Origin of the sequence: Haloarchaeobius iranensis, from assembly GCF_900103505.1 — an archaeon.
GTDB classification, from domain to species: domain Archaea; phylum Halobacteriota; class Halobacteria; order Halobacteriales; family Natrialbaceae; genus Haloarchaeobius; species Haloarchaeobius iranensis.
This window is the reverse complement of the sequence record NZ_FNIA01000001.1, coordinates 92,981-115,461: the sequence shown is the minus strand read 5'-3', so window position 1 is coordinate 115,461 and position 22,481 is coordinate 92,981. Positions and strand designations below refer to the sequence as shown.

18 protein-coding genes and 1 pseudogene are annotated in these 22,481 nt (G+C 67.0%); 8 read left to right on the top strand and 11 right to left on the bottom strand.

Annotation, left to right across the window (positions count from 1 at the left end):
• Positions 1-31 precede the first annotated feature (31 nt).
• Positions 32-1,315 (bottom strand): adenosylhomocysteinase, encoded by a 1,284-nt coding sequence (locus BLT27_RS00500; protein WP_089731069.1) that lies wholly within the window; start codon positions 1,313-1,315, stop codon positions 32-34.
• Between the two features lie 163 nt (positions 1,316-1,478).
• Between BLT27_RS00500 and BLT27_RS00495 the strand changes: the two genes are divergently transcribed.
• The 3 genes from BLT27_RS00495 (at position 1,479) to BLT27_RS00485 (ending at position 5,024) form a co-directional block, all read left to right on the top strand.
• Entirely contained in the window at positions 1,479-3,464 is a 1,986-nt protein-coding gene (locus tag BLT27_RS00495; protein WP_089731068.1) for an ATP-binding protein, read from the top strand.
• Between the two features lie 46 nt (positions 3,465-3,510).
• Positions 3,511-4,230, top strand: a complete 720-nt coding sequence (locus BLT27_RS00490) for a helix-turn-helix domain-containing protein (protein WP_089731067.1) — start codon at positions 3,511-3,513, stop codon at positions 4,228-4,230.
• A 62-nt stretch (positions 4,231-4,292) separates the two neighbouring features.
• Positions 4,293-5,024, top strand: a complete 732-nt coding sequence (locus tag BLT27_RS00485) for an aspartate/glutamate racemase family protein (RefSeq protein ID WP_089731066.1) — start codon at positions 4,293-4,295, stop codon at positions 5,022-5,024.
• Positions 5,025-5,121: 97 nt separating this feature from the next.
• Here BLT27_RS00485 and BLT27_RS00480 read toward each other — a convergent pair whose 3' ends face one another.
• Positions 5,122-5,730 carry a hypothetical protein gene (locus tag BLT27_RS00480; protein WP_089731065.1) on the bottom strand — a complete coding sequence of 203 codons (609 nt, stop codon included), beginning with the start codon at positions 5,728-5,730 and terminating at the stop codon, positions 5,122-5,124.
• Between the two features lie 216 nt (positions 5,731-5,946).
• On the opposite strand from BLT27_RS00480, the pseudogene BLT27_RS20335 reads away from it, so the two are divergent.
• Positions 5,947-6,189, top strand: a pseudogene (locus BLT27_RS20335) (type IV pilin); the annotation flags it as partial.
• Positions 6,190-6,959: 770 nt separating this feature from the next.
• Here BLT27_RS20335 and BLT27_RS00470 read toward each other — a convergent pair.
• A complete protein-coding gene (locus BLT27_RS00470; protein WP_089731063.1) occupies positions 6,960-8,243 on the bottom strand; it encodes an amidohydrolase in 1,284 nt (427 codons plus the stop codon).
• A 451-nt stretch (positions 8,244-8,694) separates the two neighbouring features.
• Between BLT27_RS00470 and BLT27_RS00465 the strand changes: the two genes are divergently transcribed.
• From BLT27_RS00465 to hisG, 3 genes are all read left to right on the top strand, one after another.
• Positions 8,695-9,441, top strand: a complete 747-nt coding sequence (locus BLT27_RS00465) for a stage II sporulation protein M (RefSeq protein ID WP_175526325.1) — start codon at positions 8,695-8,697, stop codon at positions 9,439-9,441.
• 152 nt (positions 9,442-9,593) lie between these two features.
• Positions 9,594-10,091, top strand: a complete 498-nt coding sequence (locus BLT27_RS18975; protein ID WP_139172222.1) for a hypothetical protein — start codon at positions 9,594-9,596, stop codon at positions 10,089-10,091.
• Between the two features lie 930 nt (positions 10,092-11,021).
• A complete protein-coding gene (gene hisG / locus BLT27_RS00460; protein WP_089731061.1) occupies positions 11,022-11,867 on the top strand; it encodes an ATP phosphoribosyltransferase in 846 nt (281 codons plus the stop codon).
• 17 nt (positions 11,868-11,884) lie between these two features.
• On the opposite strand, the gene BLT27_RS00455 is transcribed toward hisG, so the two are convergent.
• The 4 genes from BLT27_RS00455 to BLT27_RS00440 all read right to left on the bottom strand — a co-directional run bounded on the left by BLT27_RS00455 (position 11,885) and on the right by BLT27_RS00440 (position 15,212).
• Positions 11,885-12,199: a hypothetical protein gene (locus BLT27_RS00455; protein ID WP_089731060.1), complete on the bottom strand. Its 315-nt coding sequence runs from the start codon at positions 12,197-12,199 to the stop codon at positions 11,885-11,887.
• 60 nt (positions 12,200-12,259) lie between these two features.
• Positions 12,260-12,637, bottom strand: a complete 378-nt coding sequence (locus tag BLT27_RS00450; RefSeq protein WP_089731059.1) for a DUF7473 family protein — start codon at positions 12,635-12,637, stop codon at positions 12,260-12,262.
• Positions 12,638-12,713: 76 nt separating this feature from the next.
• Entirely contained in the window at positions 12,714-14,570 is a 1,857-nt protein-coding gene (locus tag BLT27_RS00445) for a hybrid sensor histidine kinase/response regulator (protein ID WP_089731058.1), read from the bottom strand.
• 81 nt (positions 14,571-14,651) lie between these two features.
• Entirely contained in the window at positions 14,652-15,212 is a 561-nt protein-coding gene (locus tag BLT27_RS00440; RefSeq protein WP_089731057.1) for a TATA-box-binding protein, read from the bottom strand.
• A gap of 227 nt (positions 15,213-15,439) precedes the next feature.
• Between BLT27_RS00440 and BLT27_RS00435 the strand changes: the two genes are divergently transcribed.
• On the top strand, positions 15,440-16,492 hold the full coding sequence (locus BLT27_RS00435) for a methyltransferase domain-containing protein (RefSeq protein ID WP_089731241.1): 1,053 nt from the start codon (positions 15,440-15,442) through the stop codon (positions 16,490-16,492).
• Here the strand turns inward: BLT27_RS00435 and BLT27_RS00430 are convergent.
• The 4 genes from BLT27_RS00430 to BLT27_RS00415 form a co-directional block, all read right to left on the bottom strand.
• Positions 16,489-16,935 (bottom strand): acyl-CoA thioesterase, encoded by a 447-nt coding sequence (locus BLT27_RS00430; RefSeq protein ID WP_089731056.1) that lies wholly within the window; start codon positions 16,933-16,935, stop codon positions 16,489-16,491. The genes BLT27_RS00435 and BLT27_RS00430 overlap by 4 nt on opposite strands.
• A gap of 185 nt (positions 16,936-17,120) precedes the next feature.
• Positions 17,121-18,128, bottom strand: coding sequence for an AAA family ATPase (locus BLT27_RS00425; protein ID WP_089731055.1), 1,008 nt, complete (start codon positions 18,126-18,128; stop codon positions 17,121-17,123).
• Positions 18,129-18,170: 42 nt separating this feature from the next.
• A complete protein-coding gene (locus BLT27_RS00420) occupies positions 18,171-18,872 on the bottom strand; it encodes a cohesin domain-containing protein (protein WP_089731054.1) in 702 nt (233 codons plus the stop codon).
• Positions 18,873-19,025: 153 nt separating this feature from the next.
• A complete protein-coding gene (locus BLT27_RS00415; protein WP_175526324.1) occupies positions 19,026-22,316 on the bottom strand; it encodes a S8 family serine peptidase in 3,291 nt (1,096 codons plus the stop codon).
• Between the last annotated feature and the right edge of the window lie 165 nt (positions 22,317-22,481).

Below are 22,481 nucleotides of genomic sequence, written 5' to 3'. Positions count from 1 at the left end.
GAGGTGTGCGGCCGGAAAAGCCCGTACCGACCTAGGTTCCGTGCTGCCAGGAGCCCATGTACTCTGTCTGGGCATCGGTCAGCGAGTCGTAGTCGACGCCCTCGGCCGCGAGCTTGATCTCGGCGACCTCCCGGTCGAGTTCGTCGGGGACCTCGTGGACCCCGGCGTCGTAGGCGCCGCCGTTCTCGACGAGTTCCCGCACGCAGACGGCCTGGACGCCGAAGGACTGGTCCATGACCTCGACGGGGTGGCCGAGCGCGATGGGCGAGGCGAGGTTGACGAGGCGGCCCTCGGCGAGCACGTTCAGCCGTCGGCCGTCGTCCATCTCGTAGGCCTCGACGCCGTCGCGAGCCTCGTACTGGTCGACCGCCATGTCCGAGAGCGCGTCGAGGTCGACCTCGATGTCGAAGTGGCCGGCGTTCGCGAGCAGGACGCCGTCTTTCATCCGCTCGAAGTGCTCGGCGGTGATGACGTCGCGGTTGCCGGTGACGGTGAGGAACACGTCGCCGACCTCGGCGGCCTCGCTCATCGGCATCACGTCGTAGCCCTCCATGTGCGCCTCCAGGGCGCGACGGGGCTCGACCTCGGTGACGATGACGTCCGCGTTCTGGCCGCTGGCCTTCTTCGCGACGCCGCGGCCGCAGTCCCCGTAGCCCGCGACGACGACGTTCTTGCCGGCGTAGGAGAGGTTCGTCGTCATCGCGATGGTGGCCAGCGAGGACTCGCCGGTGCCGTGGACGTTGTCGAACAGTCGCTTCATCGGCGTGTCGTTGACTGCGAAGACTGGGTAGTCGAGCGCGTCGTCGTCGTCCATCGCGCGGAGGCGGTGGACGCCGGTCGTCGTCTCCTCGGCGCCGCCGACGATGGAGTCAATGAGCTCCGGGTGGTCCTCGTGGATGGCGGCGACCATGTCCATCCCGTCGTCGACGGTGATGGTCGGCTCGATGTCGATGACGGCCTCGATGGCATCGTAGTACTCCTCGTCACCGACGCCGCGCTTCGCGTAGCTCGTGATGTTCTCGTGGGTGTCGAGCGCCGCGCTCACGTCGTCGTGTGTCGACAGCGGGTTGCAGCCGGTGATTGCGACCTCCGCCCCGCCGTCGGCGAGCAGCTCGACGAGGTTCGCGGTCTTCGCCTCGACGTGCATCGCCATGCCGATGCGCTGGTCGGCGAACGGCTGGTCGCGCTCGAACTCCTCGCGCAGTGCGTTCAGGATGGGCATGTGCTGGCGTGCCCAGTCCATCTTCCGTCGTCCCTCGTCGCGAGCGGCCTCGATGTCGTCGAGTTGCTCGCTGATCGGCGGGTACTGACTCATACCGTCTGGGAGGGGTAGCTGGTGGAAAACCCTACCGGAGTCGGCTGGCGAAGCTGCCGCTCGCACGGCCTTCGACGACGTGTGTAGGGCGCACGATTTTAGGCCCGGGTCTGCTAGCCCCGCCCATGACTGAACGTGACGGACCGGACGGGGTGTCCTCGGAGTGAGCGGCGAGGGCGACGCCTCCGTCCGAGCGACGGAGCCGCCGACCGGTGCGGCGTTGCTCGCCGCTGCGGACACCGGTGTCGTCGTCTTCGACGCCGACGCGCGCGTGGTCTGGTCGAACGAGGCGGCGACGCGGTACCTCGATGTCGACGCTGCAACTGTCGAGGGGCTGTCCGCGGCGGCGTTCGCCGAACGGGTCGCCACCCGGCTCGCCGACGGCGACGCGTTCATCGAAGCGGTGACCGAGGGGGGCATCGACGGCCCGGACCGAGCGCTCCACATCGTCGAGGGCCCGGCGGAGCGGTGGCTCGAACGTCGCACGCACCCGATAGAGGACGGGGAGTACGCGGGCGGCCGGGTCGAGTGCTACGTGGACGTCAGCGACCAGAAGCACGCGCTCGACCGGCTCGACCGGCGGGAACGGACGCTCCGTGCCGTCCACGATGTCCTGCTCGACCGGTCGCGCCCCCTCGACGACCGGCTCGACGAGCTGCTCGGCGTGGCCGGCCGGATGCTGGGCGCGGAGCACGCTGCGTTCGCCCGGCTCGGCGACGGTCGCGTGCTCGTCGAGAACGTCACCTCGAGCCTCGATGCGGCCGTCGAGCCGGGCCACGCGATCGACACGGGCGAGACTGTCGCGGGCGTCGTCGCCGAGCGGGACGCGCTGGTCCAGGCCGACGGGGCGACCGAACGGTGGCCGGGCCGCCGGCCGGTCGGCGTCGCCGGGGACGTGGCGCTCGACTACTACGTCGGCGTCCCGGTCGCCGTCGAGGGCGAACAGTACGGCGTGCTGTCGTTCGCCGGGACCAGCCCGAAGGAGGCGGGGCTCGACTGGGAGCTCACCCTGCTCGACATCACGGTGAACTCGCTCGGGCACGAGATCGGCAACAGCATCAGGGAGGACCGCGCCGAGGAGCAGCTCCAGCAGGCCCGACGCGAGTTCGAGTCGCTGGTGCAGGACGTCGAGGACTACGCCATCTTCCGGCTGGACGTCGACGGGCACGTCGAGAGCTGGAACCGCGGCGCGGAGGCGATCAAGGGCTACGAGCGCGAGGAGATCGTCGGCGAGCACGTCCGCACGTTCCACACCGAGGCCGACCGTGAGACGGGGTACGCCGAGGAGCTGCTCGAGCGGGCCCGGGAGCGAGGCCGGGCGCTCGACACGGGCTGGCGGGTTCAGGCGGACGGCTCGCGCATCTGGGTGAACGCCGTCATCACGGCCCTGCGCGACGACGACGGCGAGTTACAGGGGTTCCTGAAAGTCACCCGCGACATGACCGAGCGCCGCGAGCGCGAGCAACAGCTCGAACACGAGCGCGAGCGGCTTGAGTTCGTCAACCGCATCATCCGCCACAACCTCCTCAACGGGATGAACGTGGTCGAGGCACGGGCGAACATCGTCGAGGGCCACGTCGACGACGAGGTCGCACCACACCTCGCTACCATCCAGGACCGCGTCGAGGACATGACAGACCTCATCGAGACGATGCGGACGTTCATGAAGGCCATCGTCGAGGGCGAGGAGCACGAGCCCGAGCCGACCCCGCTGGGCGACGTGCTGGCCGCCGAGGTGTCGAAGGCGAACCGCGCCTACGACGACGCGACGTTCGAACACGACGAACTCCCCGACGTGCCGGTGCTCGCCGACGACCTGCTTCCCGAGGTGTTCGAGAACCTGCTGACGAACGCGGTCCAGCACAACGACGGCCCGGCCGCCCGGGTCCAGGTCGAGACCGAGGTGAGTGACGACGAGGTCGTCGTCAGCGTGCTCGACGACGGCCCGGGTATCGACGAGTCGGTGATGGCGCACGTCTTCGAGAAGGGCCAGAAGGGGTTCGAGAGCCCCGGCACCGGCTTCGGGCTCTACCTCGTCCAGGAGATAGTCGACTCCTACGGCGGCCACGTCGAGGCGACCAACCGGGCGGTCGGCGGGGCGAAGTTCACCGTCACGCTCCCCCGGCTGGGGGACGGGGAGCAGGCCTGAGCAGCAGCCGGCACGTTTTATCGGGGTGCGGCGAATTGCTCGACGCATGACCCGGACAGAGCCGGATGGGGAGTTGCTCCGGGCGACCCTCGACATCTGGCACCCCGAGTGCTGGGGCATCTGCTCGACGGCGGAGACCGGCAGCAGCCTCGTCGGCCACGGGGCGGCGGTCTCCGGGGACTCGGCCTACGAACGCTGCACCATCTACGGGGGGTCGGTCGAGCACCTGGACCAGGCGGTCGCCGTGGCCCACGACTCGCCGTTCATCAGGAGCATCCACCCCCTCGACGACGGCCCGACGGGCGCGGCGCTCCCGGCGGCCGTCGGCCGTCGGGCCCGCGACGTGTTCATCGAGTACCCCGCGACCGACGGCATCGGGGCGGCGTTCGTCTCGCGTGGCTACGTCCTCGACGGGCAGTACCGCGTCGAGGACGGCATCGAGACGTGGGACCTTCTCGTCCACGCGAGCCGCGAGGCGTTCGAGCGCTCGCTCGACGAGATCCGCGACGAGCGCGACGCCGACATCACGCTCGAGCGCCTCTCGCCGGCAGCTGATGCGACGCGGGCGGGGCCGACCGGCGGCGACGACCGGACGCTGACGACGCGCCAGCGGGAGGTGTTCGCCCTCGCTCGCCGTCGCGGGTACTACGAGTGGCCCCGCGAGGTGTCCGCCCGGGAGCTGGCCGCCGAGCTGGACGTGTCGAAGACGACGCTCCTCGAGCACCTCCGGACGGCCGAGTCGAAGCTGCTCGGCGGCGGCCACTGACTGGTCGGGCGACCCTCCCATGAGAGGGAGACGTTGATGGTCCGTTCGCGAGACGTGTCGGTATGGACACAGCACACGACGGCACGCTCGCGACGGTCGGTATCCTGGGGGGTATGAGCAGCGAATCGACGGTCGAGTACTACCGCGGCGTCGACGCGGGCATCAACGAGGCGCGGGGCGGCCACGCCGCCGGGCAGGTGCTCGTCAGGAGCGTGAACTTCGCGGACATCGAGGGGTTCATCGCGGACGAGCGGTGGGACGCCGCCGGCGACTACCTCGCCGCGGCCGCGGAGGACCTCGAAGCCGGCGGCGCGAACTTCGTGGTCATGGCGACGAACACGATGCACCGTGTCGCCCCCGCCATCGAGGACGCACTCTCGGTCCCGTTCGTCCACATCGTCGACCCGACCGCCGGGGCCATCGCCGACGCCGGGCTCGAGACGGTCGGCGTGCTCGGCACCCGGCCGGTGATGGAGGGTGAGTTCTACGCCGACCGCTTCGCCGACCACGGTATCGACGTGATCGTGCCCGAAGCCGGCCGTCGCCAGCAGATCCACGACATCATCTTCGACGAGCTGACGAAGGGCATCGTGACCGAGGAGTCCCGCGAGGGCTACGTCGCCGCCATCGAGGAGCTCGTCGACGCGGGTGCCGAGGGCGTCGTCCTGGGGTGCACCGAGATCGAGATGCTCGTCGCCCAGGCGGACGTGCCCGGGACACCGCTGTTCGACACGACCGCGTTGCACGTCGCAGACGCCGTGGACCGCTGTCTCGGCGTCGCGGCGTCGCAGTAAGTGGAAGTGGCGGTCGGCGGCCCCGACCCGACCGAGGAACCGTGGCCGTCCGCACCGATGCGTTGGGGAAATCAGCTCGCGGTGTGGGCTTCGTCAGTCAGAAGAAGGGGAGGGCGGCGAGGATGCTTGCGTTCTGACCGTTGCCAGCTCCGTTCCCGCCGTCTTCTTCCTCGTCATCGTCGTCGTCGCCGTCGTCGTTCCCGGCGTGGTCCGGGGGACCCTGGCCGCCGTTCGTCTCGTTGTCGGTGTCGTCACCGTTCCCGGCGTGGTCCGGGGGGCCCTGGCCGCCGTTCGTCTCGTTGGCGGTCGTGTTGTCACCGCCGGGGCCCGCGTGGGCGGGCGGCCCGGCGTGCTCCGGCGCGTTACCGGGGTTGTGCTCGATGACCCACTCCGCGATGTGGAGGCCGGGTGCCGAGACGTTCGAGTCGTTCGTCACGTTCTGGACGTAGTCGGTGAGCATCCGGGCGAACTCGTTGTGGGCGTCCGCGGAGCTCTGGTTGGTCTCGTTGTCGTCTTGGTCGTCGGACTCGTTGTCGGGCAGTTCGGTCTCGTTGTCGTCCGTCTCGTTGTCGTCCGGGGTCAGGTCCGTGGCTGTGCTGTCTGCGGGCTGTGCTGGCGTCGCGCCCGCGGCCGCCGCCGCCGGAGCGGCGGCACCGACCACGAGCAGCAGTGCACCGAACAGCGCGAACGTCGTCTTCGTGCTCATCACGCTCCATGCTGTGACAGAGAGGGGGATAAACCCGTGAGCACGTTCATCCGGTTCATTCCGTTCGACCAAACCGTGAAACCGGCGCAGATACCGTTTCAACGTTTACAAATTTCTCTCGGCGTTCAATTCTCGAAGACACACCCCGATACCATCGCCGATGGACACTGTCAACAGGCCGATGATTTGATAGTCGTCGCCCACCGACAGCCGAGCATGCGAAGGGGAACGGGTGGGGACGGTGGACAGTCAGCGCCGGTCGGGACCCTGCTGATGGTCGCGCTGGTGCTCGTCGCGGCGGGGGCGGCCGGAGTCGTCATCTTCGACCTGTCGCCGGACCTGCTCGGCAACGCGCCGTCAGCGAGCATCGACGTCGGCGTCGAGAGCAACGGCCCGAACGCACAGACGCTCGTCATCAGCCATCAGGGGGGTGACGACCTCCGGATCGACGAGTTCGACGTGGTCGTCCGCGACGGCGGCTCGTCGTCGCGGCTGTCGCTCTCGTCGTTCCGGAACAGGTCCGGTGTCAGCGACGGCGTGGCCGACGCCGGCGACAGCCTCCGGGCGACGCAACTGCTCTCGGGACCGGTGACAGTCCAGTTGATTCACCGGCCGACCGACAGCGTCGTCAGCCGGCAGCGGGTCACGCTGCCGTCCGACGATGCCACGTCGGTCGTCGACTTCGAGAGCAGCGCACCCACGCAGTCGTTCGAGAGCAATCAGGACGGGAGCGGCTCGACGACGGTCGAGGACGGTGGCGCGACCGTCCGGCAGTCGGGCAACCAGTGGAAGTACGTCGAGCGGAACTACACCGTGACGGAGAACACGACGCTCGTCTTCGAGTTCAACAGCACCAGCCGGGGCGAGATTCACGGCATCGGGCTGGAGGACGACCAGCAACAGACGGGCGGCCGCATCGTCGAGGTGTACGGTGCGCAGGGCTGGGGACACAACGTCACCAACTTCGACGGACTGGAGCGGTACCAGGCCGGAGACGGCTGGGCTCGCTACGAGGTGCCCATCGGGGAACACTACACCTCGAACGGGTTCAACGCTTCAACGCGGTATCTCGTGTTCATCACCGACTGCGACGGCAACGTCGACCCGTCGAGCACCAACTGTCCGTCGAACATCGACGACGAGAAGCCCGCGAACTCGCGGTTCCGCAACGTCCGCATCTACGAGAACGACAGTACGGCGTCGCTCGCGTCGCCGGTGGTCGGGTCGTCTTACACACGTTGGACCAGGTCCGCCGCCGCCCTCTCCGCTCGCTCCAGCACCGCGTCCTCGTCCATCGTCAGCACCTCGCGGTCGCGCATGAGCACCGCGCCGTCACAGAGCGTGTGGCGCACGTCGCTGCCAGTCACGGCGTAGGCGAGGTGGCTCACGAGGTCGTGGCCCGGCGTCAGGTGCGGCGCGTCGAGGTCGACGACGACGAGGTCCGCCGCCGCGCCGGGTTCGATGCGCCCGCCGGGGAGTCCGGTCACCTCGGCACCGCCCTGCGTCGCCATCTCGACGGCGGCTTCGGCGGGCACCGCGCTCGCGTCGTCGGCCGCGAGCTTCCCGAGCATCGCCGCGTCGCGCATCTCGTCGAACAGCGAGAGGTCGTTGTTCGAGGCCGCGCCGTCCGTGCCCAGGCCGACCGAGACGCCCGCGTCGTGCATCACCTGTACGGGGGCCATCCCGCTCGCGAGCTTCATGTTCGACGCCGGGCAGTGGACGACGCCCGCGCCCGTCTCCGCGAGCAGCTCGTGCTCCTCGGGCGTGGTGTGGACGCCGTGGGCCACGAAGTCCTCCGGTTCGAGCAGCCCGTGCTCGCGGGCGTACTCGAGCGGCCGCATCCCGTGCTCCTCGACGATTGGGTCGACCTCGTCGGCCGTCTCGTTCGCGTGGATATGTACCGGGACGCCCGCCTCGCGGGCCTGCGGGACGTACTCGTCGAGGAAGTCGCTCCCGACGGTCGTCAGCGAGTGCGGCATGAACGCCGTGCTGACGCGGCCGTCGGCGGCGCCGTCGAACTCCCGCGCCACTGCGATGCTCTCTTCGGCGTCGTCGTGGGCCGTCTCGGCTTCCTTCGCGATGGTGACCACGCCGTGGCCGAGCCGAGCTCTGAGGCCGGCGTCCGCCACCGCGTCCACGATTTCGGGCACGTGGAAGTACATGTCCGCGAACGCGGTCGTCCCGGACTTGATCATCTCCAGCATGCCGAGCTCCGCGCCGACGCGTACGTCCTCGGGGGTCAGCTCGCCCTCCGCCGGCCAGATGTCCTCCTGCAGCCACGCGTCAAGCGGCTTGTCGTCCGCGTAGCCCCGCAGCAGCGTCATCGCGACGTGCGTGTGGGCGTTCACCAGCCCGGGCATGACGAGCCCGCCGCTGGCGTCCAGTTCCTCGTCGCCGGCGAGGTCCTGACCGACCGCGCGGACGACGCCCTCGTCGGCGTCGACGAGTACGTCGGCGCGCTCTACTGTGAGGTCCGGCAGAAGCACCCGTCCACCGGTGACTGCGAGTTCCATGTTGGGCGTGTTTTTCGCAGGGTGCGTCAAGACTCCATCGGGTACGGGTCGTTTCGTGAGGAGTGACTGGGGCGGTCGTGGAACTCTCTGGTGACGACGACAGCCAGAAAGCCCCTTCATCGACGTGAGTAGCTGGTACTGAGAACAGCCAGAAAGCCCCGAGTCGCTCGACTCCTTCGACTCGCCCCTTTCAGTCCCACCCAGCAACCGCACCGCACCTCACCCCTCCCCAGCCTCTTCGCTCGGTCGCAGGCTCCCTCGCTCATCCCTCGCGCGGATGGCTCGACGGGCTCACTGCGCTCGCCCGTCTCGCCAGCCGCGCGCCACCCGGCTGGATGGCCATCATCGCGGGCCAAAGGTTACAATCGTTGTAAACTCTGGAGCCGAGGTTGTCCGCCGAGTTCCGACGCCCGACGGACTCTTTTTTCCGGTGGCGACCGTAGCGCAACCCATGACCGACCGCCCCGACGACCCTCCAGACGGGGAGTCAGCGACGGAGCTGGCCGACACCGACGACGACGTCGGCTGGTCCTTCGACCGCGAGGAGTCCACCGAGTCGCCGGCCGAGCCCGCCGACCCGACCGAGACGGAGCCACCCGGGCACGACGACCCGCCGACGCTCTCGTGGGACGGGTTCGCGCTCGCCTGGCGGGAGCACAGCCGCTACACCGCGTTCGCGGCGGCGCTGTTCCTGCTGAGCATCCCGCTCGGCGTCGCGCTCTGGGAGGTCGGCTTCGACCTGTTCGGCGCGATGGGGTTCGACTCGCCGAGCGAGATGTTCCCCGACGACATCACCGCGCTGTTCATCTTCCTGAACAACACCCGCGCCTTCTTCGTGTTCGTCCTCGGGGCGTTGACGGGCGGCATCCTGACGACCATCGGACTGGTGTTCAACGGCGTGCTCGTCGGCTACGTCGTCACCCCCGCGGCAGCACAGGAGGGCTACGGCTTCGTGCTGCTCGCGCTGCTCCCCCACGGCGTCCTCGAGCTGCCGGCGCTGTTCGTCGGGGCCGCCATCGCGTACCGCTTCCTGGCGAACATCGTGCTGCTCGTCTTCGACCGGCGCGACCACTTCTACACCCGCGGCGAGCTGAAACGGACCGGGCTGCTCGTCGCCGTCTCGGTGGTCGCACTCGCCATCGCGGCCGTCGTCGAGATGCACGTGACGACGTGGCTGCTGGACCTGGTGTATGGATAGTCACAATCCTTAGAAACCACCAACGGCGTCCGGAAAATAAAAATATATAATCTTCATTGCCGGGAGACATTATATCGCAATGCATAACAAAAAATATTGCTTAAATAAAAATATAGAAATGTTTACCACTCTGTGATTATTTAAAGAAAACAATGTCTAGAAAACAGACTTCAAGAAGAGCTGTGTTAAAGAAGTCCGCCATTACATGTGGCCTTGTGGATAGTACATCAACATTCTCAAGAATAGTAAAAGGTTCAGATGGAATTGGTTTGATAGAAACTGGTTCTGAAGACGAGATAAAGAATTTATTAAAGGAAGGGAAGATAGATGAGGCACATAATATTGCTGACGAATACGGCGTCAATTATAATAGCAGTCAGTCTATCATTGGAAATGATAATTCCGGGGACGTCGGCACCAACGACTTCCTAGAGAACCCCGAAACAGGGAATTCGACAATGAGCTTAGGAGTCTACGAAAGTGGTGAAGGTGCTCATCGGTACACGTTTTTGTTATTAGACTTAGCCTATGGATTCGATGACGACTCCCCGGGACCAAAAGACGGAGTTGCAATTTCGTTTAGTGAAAGTATGTATAGGCCAATCGAAGAGAGTGAAGGCAGCTCTGACCGTTGTTCGGTGATGACATAGGTCAACATGGATATAGAGTAAAATACGATGATGTCTTTGTTGGAATGGATAATCAGCAGTGCTGGTTAGAACTTGACATCGAACCTCGGCCAGGAAAAGAAAACCACCCGACAACTGTGTACTCTGACTATGTTCACACGTGGTATCCCTGGGGAATTCCGTCTGGTTGGGGAGCCAGTTGGTCTCTTTCTGGCGCGGGAGTCCTCACATTAAGTGGACCGACTGGAAGGGTCGATACGTATCGGGCAGAAGACAATGTGAACTACGATCCGCAGGCCTAAATAAAATCAACTAACAGTTAATAGGTTCCAACCGACTGTCCCATCGATATCAATAGTAAACTGGATTGCTGGTCCGTCCAATCGTCCTGCTTCATTTTTGTTAAATGTACACTTCCGTATCTCGGCTGTATCACCATTGCTTAACTCAGCTTGGAATGCATACTCCCCAGGAAACTCTATGTACTCTGTGTATTTTTGTTTCTTTCCCGGGGCAATTGAATAACTACCACTTAGCCTTGTCTCAGGGTTAGGGACTTCTGTCGGAGCATTTGTCGCATGAAACTGTACTCCATGGGGTATAGAATCGCGATTTTCCAAGAATAGTGTACCAGGGGCAATAGCGTTGTCAAATAAAATAGAGCAACCACTCGTAGTTACTATACCACAAGACATCGCTATCGATAGAAACTTTCGTCGTGAGTGTCTAACCATGTGAGAGAATACAGTTTACCGTTTATAAGAACTATTATTTCAAACCCCCATATCAATATTCGATATATTTCGTCCATTGATATACGTTTTCCCTCCATCGGCTTTCTGCCCACACATCATATTTTATTGATAATATTTTGCATATGGTGCCGGTTCAAACCGGCAAGCACCGGGTGGATGGAAAGGCAGTTCCCGTCCGGACGCGAAGGAACGGCAAATGCGCATCGCGGTACCGAACAAGGGCCGACTGCACGAGCCGACCATCGACCTGCTGGAGCGGGCCGGACTCCACGTCGTCGACGGGGCCGACCGGAAGCTGTACGCGGACACCGTCGACCCCGACGTCAGCGTGCTGTTCGCCCGGGCCGCCGACATCCCCGAGTACGTCGCCGACGGCGCGGCCGACCTCGGCGTCACCGGCTACGACCAGGTCTGCGAGGCCGACGTCGACGTGACCGACCTGCTCGACCTCGGCTACGGCCAGTGCCGGCTCGTGCTGGCCGCGCCGGAGGAGGGCGACATCGAGACGCCGTTCGACCTCGACGGACGGACCGTCGCCACCGAGTTCCCGACCATCACGCGGAACTACTTCGAGGAACGCAACATCGACGCCGACATCGTCGAGGTGACCGGCGCGACCGAGCTGACGCCCCACGTGGACATGGCGGACGCAATCGTCGACATCACCTCGACGGGGACGACGCTGAAGGTGAACCGGCTGGCCATCATCGACGAGGTGCTCAAGTCGTCGGTCCGGCTCGTCGCCCGCCCGGACGTGGCCGACGACGGGAAGACCGAGCAGATCCGCATGGCGTTCGACTCCGTCATCGCGGCCGAGGGCAAGCGCTACCTGATGATGAACGTCCCCGAGTCGAACCTCGACGCCGTCCGCGAGGTCATCCCCGGCATGGGCGGCCCGACGGTGATGGACATCGCGGGCTCGGACAAGCTGGCGGTCCACGCCGTCGTCGACGAACGCGACGTCTTCGAGACGATCAACGAGGTCAAGCGCGAGGGCGCGAGCGACATCCTCGTCACCGAGATCGAGCGGCTGGTCGAGTAGTCGCCTCCGGCGTTCGGTTACGTCCCTGTCTGGGAGAACAGCAGCTGTGCGATCCCGACGACGCCGAGCAGGAACGCCTGCGTCAGCAGCGCGTCCGGCTCGAACACGTAGACGATGACGCCGGCGACGACCGGCGCGAGCCAGACACCGAGCAGCACCTGCTGCTCGGCGGCCTTCCCGACGACCAGCGCGAGGGCCCCGACGACCACGAGCGTGACGGCGAGCCCGGTCGCGTTCTGGATACCGCTCGCGGCGACGAGACCGACGATGGCGCCGGCGAGCAACAGCGACAGTCCGCCCCGGGCGACCTGGGTGCGGCTCGATGCGTCCATACGCCATCTCGGCGGAGCCACGACAAAAAGGCGGCCATGCGTGAGCCCGACCGGCCACCGTCAGGCCGGCGCGGTCGACAGCAGGGCGACGAGGTTGAACAGCGTGAACCCGAGGATGACCGCGACGGTGTAGTGGATGACCGAGACGAACGCGGTGAGCTTCGCGTCGAGGCGGTAGACGAGGCTGATGGCGACCCCGTCGGCCACCAGCGTCACCGGGAGGACGACGGCGGGACCGTACTGCTGGAGCAGCAGGGAGACGAGCGCGAGCATCGGGCCGACGACGAATGCGAGCTTGACCGGCACGTCGCCGAGGACGTTCCGTGCCGCGATGTGCAGCGTCACCGAGTAGAAGAGGGTGGCGACGACGAACGTCCCGACGTAGGCGGCGGGTGCCCCGGCCGACGGGTCCAGTTGCAGCGGCGTGAGACCGACCATGGCCGTGGCTAGCGGCCACGGTGTCATGTGCCTGCCGCTTTTCGGTGTCACCCGCGGTCCGAGGCGCCCCGTCGCCTCAGTCGAGCACCTCGACCCCGGTGAACTCGAACCGCGCCCCGCCGTCGCTCCCCTCGGTGACGTGGACGGTCCAGCCGTGGGCGGTGGCGAACTCCTCGACGATGGCCAGCCCGAAGCCCGTGCCCTGCTCGGTTGTCGTGTGTCCGGGGTCGAACACCCGGTCCCGCTCGGTGTCGGGGATACCCACGCCGTCGTCTTCGACGTAGAAGCCGCCGGGGAGCACGCCGACGGTGATGGCGACGGCGGCACCGTCCGCGGGTGTGGCGTGGTCGACACTGTTCCGGAACAGGTTCTCGAAGATGTGCTGGAGCCGTGTACGGTCGGCGCTGATGGTGGGCGAGTCCGTGACGGTCAGGGTCGCCTCGTCGGTCTGGACGACGTTCCAGCAGCGGTCGGCGAACGCCGCGATGTCGACCGGACTGGTCTCCTCCACGGCGTCGCCGTGTCGGGCGAGCCGCAGGGTGTCCTCGGTGATGCTCGCCATGCGGTCGAGTGCTTCCCGGACGTGGTCGAGGTGCTTGCCGTCGCACTCCTCGGCAAGCAGTTCGAGGTTGCCCTGGGCGACGGTCAGGGGGTTACGGAGGTCGTGGCTGACGACGCTCGCGAACTCCTCCAGGCGCTCGTTCTGTCGCCGGAGCTCGCCCTCGAACCGGAGACGGTCGAGCGCCCGCGCGGTGTGCGAGACGAGCAGCTCCGCGAGTTCGAGGTCCTCCTGCGAGAAGGCGTTCGACTCCGTCGCGACGGCCTGGAACACCGCGCTCTCGCCGACGGGGACGCTGATACCGGACCGGTAGCTCGCCTTGGCGGGCTCGGCGGTCTCGTCGTCCAGCACGTCCTCGACGAGCGTGGGCTCGCCGGTCTGGTACGTCTCCCCGGCCAGACCCTGATCGGGACGCATCCGGCGCGCTCCGTCGTCGGGCGCACCGGCGGAGAGCGCCTTCGGGACGAGCCAGCCGTCGCCGGCGACCAGGATGCTGCACATCTCGAACTCCAGGATGGACTCGGCGGCGTCGATGGTCCGTTCGCAGGCGGCTTCGACGGTCTCGCACTCCTGTATCTCCGTCGCGACCTGGTGGAGGGTCGCCAGCGCCGCCTCCCGCTCGTGGCGCTCGTGGACGTCGGTGACCGTGACGAGCGACCGTTCCCGTCCTTCGATCTGGACCTGCGTGGCGTCGACCTCGACCCAGCGGGTCGTCCCGTCGCTGCGTTCGTCGGGCCACTCGAAGGAGAACTCGGGGTCCGCGACCGCCCGTTCGAGGAGTTCGACGCCGCGTTCGGCGTCGTACCCCGGGACGTCGGCGGTCAGCTCGTCCAACGTGATGTCGCTCAGCGTCTCCCGGTCGTAGCCGAGCATGTCGCAGTACTCCTGGTTCACGTCGACCACGGTCCCGGTCTCGACGTCGCGAACGGTGAGCCCCACGTCGGTGTTCTCGAACACCGCCCGGTAGCTCACGCGCGAGCGGGCCTGCTCGACGGCGTTCTCGATACGGTTCGCGAGCAGTGCGAACTGGTCGCTGCCACCGCCCTTGCGGAGGTAGTCGGTGACACCGGCCGAGATGGCCTCGCTGGCGATCTCCTCGCTCCCCCGGCCGGTAAAGAGGATGAACGGGAGCTCCTCGTTGCGCTCGCGGACGGCGGCGAGCAGTTCCAGCCCGTCGGTCTCCGACATCTCGTAGTCGGAGACGACGCAGTCGACGTCCTCCCGTTCGAGCAGGTCGAGCGCCTCGGCGGCGTTCGTGGCGGAGATGACGGTGATGCGGTCGCTCTGCCGCCCGAGCAACTCGGCCGTGAGGGCGATGAACTCCCCGTCGTCGTCGACGTGGAGGACCGTCATCGCCGCTGGCTCCGCGGACATACCCGTCACCTTGCGTTCGACAGCAATGTCTCTTCTGGGGATGCGTATCACCGCGAAAGAGGAGTGGAAAGAACCGTCGAGCTACTCCAGCAGGCCGAGGTCTTCGAGGCGCGAGACGATCTTGTCGACGGCGTGTTCGGCGTCCTCGGGCTTCTTCCCGCCGGTGATGACGAGCTTCCCGGAGCCGAACAGGAGTGCGACGACCTCCGGCTCGTCGAGGCGGTAGACGAGGCCGGGGAACTGCTCGGGCTCGTACTCGATGTTCTCCAGTCCGAGACCGATGGCGATGGCGTTGAGGTTGAGATTGCGGCCGAGGTCGGCAGAGGTGACGATGTTCTGGACGACGATCTCCGGGTCCTCGTTCACCTGGATGTTGAGGTCGCGGAGCTTGTCGAAGACGATACGGAGGCTCTCGTGGACGTCGTCTGTGCTCTTCGCGCCGGTGCAGACGATCTTCCCGGACCGGAAGATGAGCGCGGCGGACTTGGGCTCCTGCGTGCGGTAGACGAGGCCGGGGAACTGCTCGGGGTCGTAGTCGGCCCCCTCGAGGTCCATGGCGACGCTCTGCAGGTCGAGCTCCTGGCCGATACCGGTCGAGGCGACGACGTTCTCGATATTTATAGTCTCCTTGGGGTCGGTCATAACTCGACTTAAAAGTCGTATTTAAGGTTTATAAAGGTTGGTGCCACGTGCCCGCACGGCGACAGACCGAACGACGGGACGGTCGTTCCCGTGCGACGGAATCGGTCAATACTGCCGATAAAAGGCCGGCTTGAACGCTCCTCGCCCGCCGGTGGCGGCTCCGACGTAAGCACGCGCCGCGTCCGCCAGTCGACACGCTGATTGCCCGCCCTCGCACACGGTTGGACGTGTACCTGCTGGAACTCGGCGGCGAGGACGACGCCTTCGCCGCCTGTGAGGCCGCCAGCGCGGCGACCGGCGTCGAGCGCATCGGCGACGGTCTCGCCGTCGCACACAGCGTCCTCCCCGAACGCGTCCGCGGACTGGCCTACACCCACCGCGCGAGCGAACTCGTCGGCCGGACCGACGCGACCGTCGACAGCGCGGTCGCCCTGCTGGAGGCCGCGCCAATCGACCGCCAGGGAACCGTCGCCGTCCGTTCCCGGGACGTGCGCGGCGACACCGGGGTCTCGACGAGTGACGCCGAGCGCGCGCTCGGCCAGGTGCTCGTCGACCGCGGGTTCGCGGTGGACCTCGACGACCCCGACCACGAACTGCGGGCGCTGTTCGCCCCGACCGTCGACGACGAGGACGACCCCCACGTGGGGAGCGACGGTGCGGCCGGCGAGGCCGGGGTCTGCGCCGTCGGCTGGCTCACCGCCGAGTCGGCCCGCGACTTCGGCGACCGCAAGCCCACGGACAAGCCGTTCTTCCAGCCCGGCAGCATGGACCCCCTGCTCGCCCGCGCCGTCGCCAACGTCGCCGGTGCGGCCGCCGGCCGTCGCGTCCTCGACCCGATGTGTGGCACCGGCGGCGTGCTCGTGGAGGCGGGACTCGTCGGCGCGGACGTCGTCGGCGTCGACGCCCAGTCGAAGATGGTCCGTGGAGCGACGGAGAACCTCGGTCACTTCCTCGACGGCGAGGGGAACCACCCGATTACAGACCCAGGTGACTGGCACGTCTGCCGCGGCGACGCCACCCGGCTCCCGCTCGTCGACGACGCGGTCGACGCCGTCGTCTTCGACGCCCCGTACGGCCGCCAGTCGAAGATCGAGACCCACGCGCTCGACGACCTCGTCGCCGGCGCCCTCACGGAGTCCCGCCGCGTCGCCGGCCGCGCCGTCGTCGTCGCGGACCGCGACTGGACCGGTGCCGCCAGACGCGCGGGCTGGACGGTCGAGCACGCCTTCGAGCGCCGCGTGCACCGGTCGCTGACCCGCTACGTGCTCGTGCTCGACTAGTCGCCACCGTCGACGGCAGCCCGTGCCGTCGCCTGCAACCGCTCGTCCGCGTCGGTCTCGATCCGGACCGACGGCACCGGAACCGGCTTCCCGTCGTCCCCGACCGCGACGAAGGTGAAACACGCCGCAGTCGTCTGCTCGGTGTCGCCCGACCGCGGCTCCTCGCGGTACGCCCGCAGGAACACCCGGACGCTCGTCCGGCCCGCGTCGAAGACGTACGCGTCGATGAGCGCCGTCTCGCCGACCGGGATTGGCCGCTCGAAGGAGAACTCGTCGACCGCGGCAGTGACGCAGGTCTCGCCCGCGAAGCGCATCGCCGCCATCGCGCCGACCTCGTCCATCCACTTCATCAGGTTGCCGCCGTGGACCGCCTCGTAGTTGTTCGCGTGGTTCGGCTGGACCCGCTGGCGGTTCGTGATCCGCGTCTCCGAGAGCGTCTGCATACCGGCACAGTCGTACGCCACGGAGAAAGAGGGTTCCCCACCGGCCGAGGGTTGTTCAGTGATGCCGCCGCAACCGGGGCGTGGTCTGACCCACGCGGTCCGGCGGTCGAGGCGGGAGCGCGACGCGCCCCGGACCGGCAGCTCACGCGTCGCCTGTTCGCGGCCCCCACCGAGCCAGACAGCCGCTACGCCGTCGACCGACCCAGCTCCGCCAGCAGGTGTCCGAGGTGGACACGGTCGCTCGTGCCCTCGCTCATGTCGTGGTCGACTTCGCCCGCGAGCCGGTGGAGCCGGGCCAGCCGGTCGCCGTCGTAGCGCTTACGCCCCACCGTGAGTATCTCCGCCAGTACCTCGGCACCGCTGTACCCCTCGTCGACGAGCAGGTCGTCGAGCGTCGAGCGGGCGTCGGTGAAATCGCCAGCCTCGGCGTCGTCGAGCATCTCGCCGACCTCGTCGAGCGTGCCGACGTCGCCGAGCGTCTCGTAGGCGGTCTGCATCGTCAGCTCGTCCGCTCGCGAGACCGTGGTCTGTGCGGCGAGGATGGCCTCGCGGACGTCGCCGTCGGCGTAGCCGGCGACGTACTCCAGCCCGTCGTCGTCGTAGTCCACGTCCTCCGCCTCGACGATGCGTTGGAGCACCGTCACCAGCTCGTCGTTCGTCGCCGCCCGCAGCGGCACCTGGAAACAGCGCGAGCGGATCGGCGGGATGAGCTTCGTCGGCTGGCGGGTGCAGATGACGAACTGGGTCGTCCGGTGGTAGCGCTCCATCACCCGGCGGAGCGCCTGCTGGAAGTCCACGCGCACGTCCTCGGCGTTGTCCAGCAGGACCGTCTTGTAGCTCCCCGACACCGGCGCGTAGCTCGCGGACTCCTTCAGCACGTGGTTTATCATGTCCCGCTTCGAGAGCCGGGACTTCCCGTCGAGGAACGAGGCGAACCGGGGGTCGTTCTTGATCTCCGTCTTCGTCCGCCCGAAGAAGTCGGCGACGTTGATCTCCACGAGGTCGTTGTCGGGGTCGTCGTGTGCCTCGCGGCCGAGCGCCCGGACGCCAGCCGTCTTGCCGACGCCGGCCGGCCCGTGCAGCAGGAGGTTCAGCGGCTCGTCGACCGCCTTCTGCAGGTACTCCCGTGCGTCCGGCTGTGGTAGCTCCTCGAGCGACGGGGCGTGGGCGTCGGTCCACAGCGGCGCGTCCATCACGCGCCGGTAAGCGAGCGCCCGGTAAGAATCGGTCGGTTCTCAGGACGCGCGCCGACCGAGCAACACGCCACCGGCGAGCAGTGCGGCCGCACCGCCGACGAGCATCGGCGTCGAGAGACCCGTTCCGTTCCCGCCCGCCGCACCGCCCGGGGTGGCGGTGCCGGAGCCGACCTGCTGGTTCGCCGTGCCGGCTGCAGGGTCCTCGCCACCGCCGTCAGCCGTTGCTTGCGAGCCATCGCCGTGGGCCGTCACGCCGGCACCGTCGGCGACGCTGACGGTGCCGCTGTCGAGGCTCACGTCGACGTGGGCGCCGGCGGCGTCGTTGACACGGGTGTCGGACTCGACGAACGAGAGCGTCGAGCGCTCGCCCGCGCTCCCGACGACCTCGAACGTGATGGTCGCGAGCTGCGGGTCGTCGACGCCGTTCGCCTGGGACTGGGTGAGGAACACCCAGCCCGCCTCGTTGTCGACGTTCTGCACCGGGTCGGAGTAGTCCGCTCCGGAGACGCGTTGCACCTGGACGACCGACGGGTCGAACGTGACGTTGGCCTGGTAGCCGGCGACGTCCGAGCCGTCCGCCGCGAGCGTGACGGTAACCGTGTCGCTGGCCGACTCTGCCTCGGCCGAGGACAGCGAGAGGGTCGCGGAGTCCTGCGTGGCCGCGATCGGGACGGCCACGAGTGCGAGACAGAGGGCTACCAGCAGCAGTGTCGTTCCGTCGGGAAGGCGGTTCGTGGTCATGGGTCGTGTGGTGAAACCGGCGACCGGGTGTCCCCGGCCGCCCCTGGTGCCCGCCGAGCGGGCAGTACGCAAAGCCGCGTGCGTCGTCTTCGAAACAGCCCCGCACGGAGGCGAGGTGGTCGGCGAACGGTACGGCTGGATGTGCTGCCCCGGTCAGGCTTCGGCCTGCAGGCCGACGAGTTCGGAGGCCGTCATCGGCTGCGGTGCCGAGATGCTGCTCCCGACGATCTCCTCGAGGATGAGGGTCACGTCGGCGGAGGTGATCTGGCCGTCACCGTTCATGTCGGCACAGCTCGGGTTGAAGTTGGCCGGGTCGTCACCGACGATGTACTGCTGGGTGAGCGTCGCGTCCTGGACGGTGATCGAACCGTCGGAGTTGACGTCGCCAGCCGTACAGTCGGCGGTCTGGACCATCCCACCGGTCCAGTCAACGAGCGGCGCGGTACCGTTCGGGTGGGTGATCATCGAGCCGCCGACGTTCCAGGAGACTTCAGCCGACTGGTTGAAGTCGTCCATGAGCACGTCGAACTCGATCTCGGCCATCTCGGGGTTGTCCACGCCGGCCGCACCGGCCTGGGCCATGGAGATGGTGCCGTTCTCGTTGTCGATGTTCGTCACGGGGTCGGCGAAGTCGACGCCGTTGATGTCCGCGACCTGGAGCTTGGTCGGGTCGAAGTTCAGCTCGGCCTGGTAGCCGGAGACGTTGTCGATGTCGCCGGTCCAGACGGTGACGGTCGCGTCCTCGCCGGGCTGGACCGTCGTCTCCGTGACGTCGACCGTCCCGACGGGTTCGGGCGTGTCGGACGCGAACAGCACCGAGTTCGCGAGGATCTGGTCGGCCTCCTCGGTGAAGTCGCCGTCCTCGACGAACGTCTCACGGCCGAGCGTGGACGCCATGACGCCCCAGCGGTCCGCATCGACCGCGATGCCCGGGCCCTTCACACCGGCATCTGCGGTGTGGAGGTTCCCGATGACGGCCGCGTTGGTGTCGGTGAACCAGGAGTGGTCGTTGAACAGGGTGGCGGTGTGGAGCTGGACGCTCTCACCGGGTTCGGCGACACCCTCGAAGATCGGGTGGTCGCTGGTCACCTCGTAGGAGACCACACCGTCACCGAACGCATCGTCGGTGTTGGCGGGGTCGCCGATGGCCGAGGAGCGGACCGGGACACCGTTACTGCTGCTGCCCCAGTTGTCGAGCCAGACCACGCCTGTCGTGACCGCGCTCGTGGCGGAGGCGAACGCCTCGCCGTTGGAATCGTCGATGTTCTGCACGACGAAGCTGTCGTACGTATCGACGTTGTTCATGGCCTCGTCGGAGGTCATGACCGACACCTGGTAGTTGGCGGGCAGGTACTCCTGGAGGGTGCCCTTGACAGCCTGCCCGTAGTCACCGCCGTCGTCGACGACGCCGACCTGGGTGAACTCCTCGAACACGTCAGTCGGACCGGTCGTGACCTCGATGGAATCGTTGAGCCCCTCGAAGGTGTGGATGACCGAGACCGTCCCACTGGTGTCCGCGGTCGTCTCGACGGTCACCGTGGCGGTGACGTCGGTCGGCTCGTCGAAGGTGACCGTCTGGCCCCACGGCACCTCCTGGCCGTTGACGTACAGCGTGGCGTTCGCCTCGCTGTAGCCGTCGCCGAGTTCGGCCGTGTAGGCTTCGAGGTTCGCGGCCTCTGCGACCGCGGTGGCGTTCTCACCGGCCTCGATGGCGGACGGCTGTCCGCTCAGCAGCCGGACATCCAGCGTCGGGCTCAGCGAGAAGTCCTGGGTGACGTAGTCACCGTCGACGGTGACGGTCTCCGTGGCGGACTCGTAGCCGAACGCGCTGGCGGTCACGTCGTAGGTGCCGTTCTGGGCGATGATGCTGTAGTACCCAGAGGCGTTGGTCGTTCCGGAACCACCGCCGGCGATGTTGACTTCAGCGTCTTCGATGGCGTTGCCGTCAGCGTCGGTGACGGTTCCCTCGACGCCCTGTTCGAGTGCGACCATCTGGGTCGCCTCGAGGGCGTTGATGATACCGGCACCGTAGCGCGTGTCGTTGCCGGACGGTTCGCCGTCCGGCTTCCACGCGGTCTCACGGAGCGCGTCCTTGACCATCGAGACGCTGGCATCGCCACCGGAGGCGGAGCGCATCAGCGCGACTGCGCCCGCCGTGTGCGGCGAGGACATGGACGTGCCGGAGTACTCGGCGTAGCCACCGCCGGGGACGGAGCTCTTCACGTCCACCCCGGGCGCGGATACGTCGGGCACGATGTAGGTGTCGGGCCAGTGCGAGGGTGCGGCGTCGCCCCAGGCACTGTCCGTGTCGACTTCCATGCCGCTGGAGAAGTCGGCGATGTCGGCGCCCTCGTTGGACGCGCCGACCGCGACGGCGTCCCAGACGTTACCGGGTGAGCTGCTCGCACCCTCGCCGTCGTTCCCGGAGGACGCGACGACGACGGTGCCCGCAGCCTCCGCGTTCAGCGTCGGTTCGATCATCCCTTCTTCGTAACACGGTGCGTTGGTGCAGCCGAGACTCATCGACATGACGTCGGCGTCCTCCTGGACGGCCCACTCCATGCCGCCGATGATGGCGGCGAAGGTACCGCCCTCGGGCGTGAGGACGCCACCGTGGATTAGGTTGGACTCCGGCGCGACGCCGATGTACTCACCGCTGGCGTTGCCACCGGTCGCCGTTCCGGAGGTGTGCGTGCCGTGGCCGTCGGAGTCGTAGGGCTCGCTGTCCGGGACCTGGTTACCGCTACCGTCGAACTCGGCCCACCCGCCGGGGTAGGTCGGGTCCGAAGCGTTCTCGGTGTAGAGGTCGATGTCCGGGTGGCTCGGGTCGACACCGGTGTCGAGGATGGCGACCTTCGTGCCTTCACCCATGGTGCCGAACTGGTCCCAGACCTCGGTCGCGTTGATCTGGTTCAGCCCGTAGGTCGCGGGGTGGTCGGAGGAGCTGCGTACCTCCTGACTGTCCACCGGCTCGGGTGCCGAGACCTCGAAGTTGGCGTGGAGCTCCTCGACACCGTCGAGCTGTGCGAGCCGGTCGAGGGTCACGCTGCTGTCGCCGCTGGACCGGACCGAGAGCACGACGGCGTTGGCCAACCAGAACGTGTTCTCGACTGCGACGCCGTCACGCTCGCTGGCCCAGTCGAGAATCGGTTCCTGGGTCCGCTCTGCGTGGGACTGGAGGCCCTGGATGGTAGCCTCACGGCCGAGCGACGACCGTAGGTCCGGCGTTCCGAGCCGGACGACTACCTGTGTGACGTCCTGCTGCTCGAACTGCTGTTCGAGTGCAGGCTGGACCCACGCCGTTTCGGGCGCGGACGCGTCCTCGGAGATTGATGCGACGTCCTCACCGCTGACGCCTGCCTGTACGATCTCTGTCGAAGTGCCTGCCTGCTGGTCGGTTGGAGCTCCGGCCGCAACGTACGGAGTCGTGAAACCGAATACCATCAGACTGGCGAGCAGTAGTGCTAGGAGTTTCCGATTCATCCTTTCCCCCTGCGAGAACCGCTCCCGCAGTACCTCTCCCTCATTTCTACGTGTCCAAAGTTAATTTCCAGATAACTGGTAATCAATTGAAGGCGCGGATGATGGACATCATATTAACTCATTGAT

Coding starts and splice junctions, on each gene's coding strand:
- BLT27_RS00430 (WP_089731056.1), bottom strand. CDS start 16,935: ATGCAGACGCTCTCGGAGACGCGGATCACGAACCGCCAGCGGGTCCAG.
- BLT27_RS00450 (WP_089731059.1), bottom strand. CDS start 12,637: ATGGTCGGTCTCACGCCGCTGCAACTGGACCCGTCGGCCGGGGCACCC.
- BLT27_RS00490 (WP_089731067.1), top strand. CDS start 3,511: ATGACCCGGACAGAGCCGGATGGGGAGTTGCTCCGGGCGACCCTCGAC.
- BLT27_RS00420 (WP_089731054.1), bottom strand. CDS start 18,872: ATGACCACGAACCGCCTTCCCGACGGAACGACACTGCTGCTGGTAGCC.
- hisG (WP_089731061.1), top strand. CDS start 11,022: ATGCGCATCGCGGTACCGAACAAGGGCCGACTGCACGAGCCGACCATC.
- BLT27_RS18975 (WP_139172222.1), top strand. CDS start 9,594: ATGTCTAGAAAACAGACTTCAAGAAGAGCTGTGTTAAAGAAGTCCGCC.
- BLT27_RS00465 (WP_175526325.1), top strand. CDS start 8,695: ATGACCGACCGCCCCGACGACCCTCCAGACGGGGAGTCAGCGACGGAG.
- BLT27_RS00480 (WP_089731065.1), bottom strand. CDS start 5,730: ATGAGCACGAAGACGACGTTCGCGCTGTTCGGTGCACTGCTGCTCGTG.
- BLT27_RS00455 (WP_089731060.1), bottom strand. CDS start 12,199: ATGGACGCATCGAGCCGCACCCAGGTCGCCCGGGGCGGACTGTCGCTG.
- BLT27_RS00440 (WP_089731057.1), bottom strand. CDS start 15,212: ATGACCGACCCCAAGGAGACTATAAATATCGAGAACGTCGTCGCCTCG.
- BLT27_RS00425 (WP_089731055.1), bottom strand. CDS start 18,128: ATGGACGCGCCGCTGTGGACCGACGCCCACGCCCCGTCGCTCGAGGAG.
- BLT27_RS00500 (WP_089731069.1), bottom strand. CDS start 1,315: ATGAGTCAGTACCCGCCGATCAGCGAGCAACTCGACGACATCGAGGCC.
- BLT27_RS00470 (WP_089731063.1), bottom strand. CDS start 8,243: ATGGAACTCGCAGTCACCGGTGGACGGGTGCTTCTGCCGGACCTCACA.
- BLT27_RS00485 (WP_089731066.1), top strand. CDS start 4,293: ATGGACACAGCACACGACGGCACGCTCGCGACGGTCGGTATCCTGGGG.
- BLT27_RS00415 (WP_175526324.1), bottom strand. CDS start 22,316: ATGGTATTCGGTTTCACGACTCCGTACGTTGCGGCCGGAGCTCCAACC.
- BLT27_RS00445 (WP_089731058.1), bottom strand. CDS start 14,570: ATGTCCGCGGAGCCAGCGGCGATGACGGTCCTCCACGTCGACGACGAC.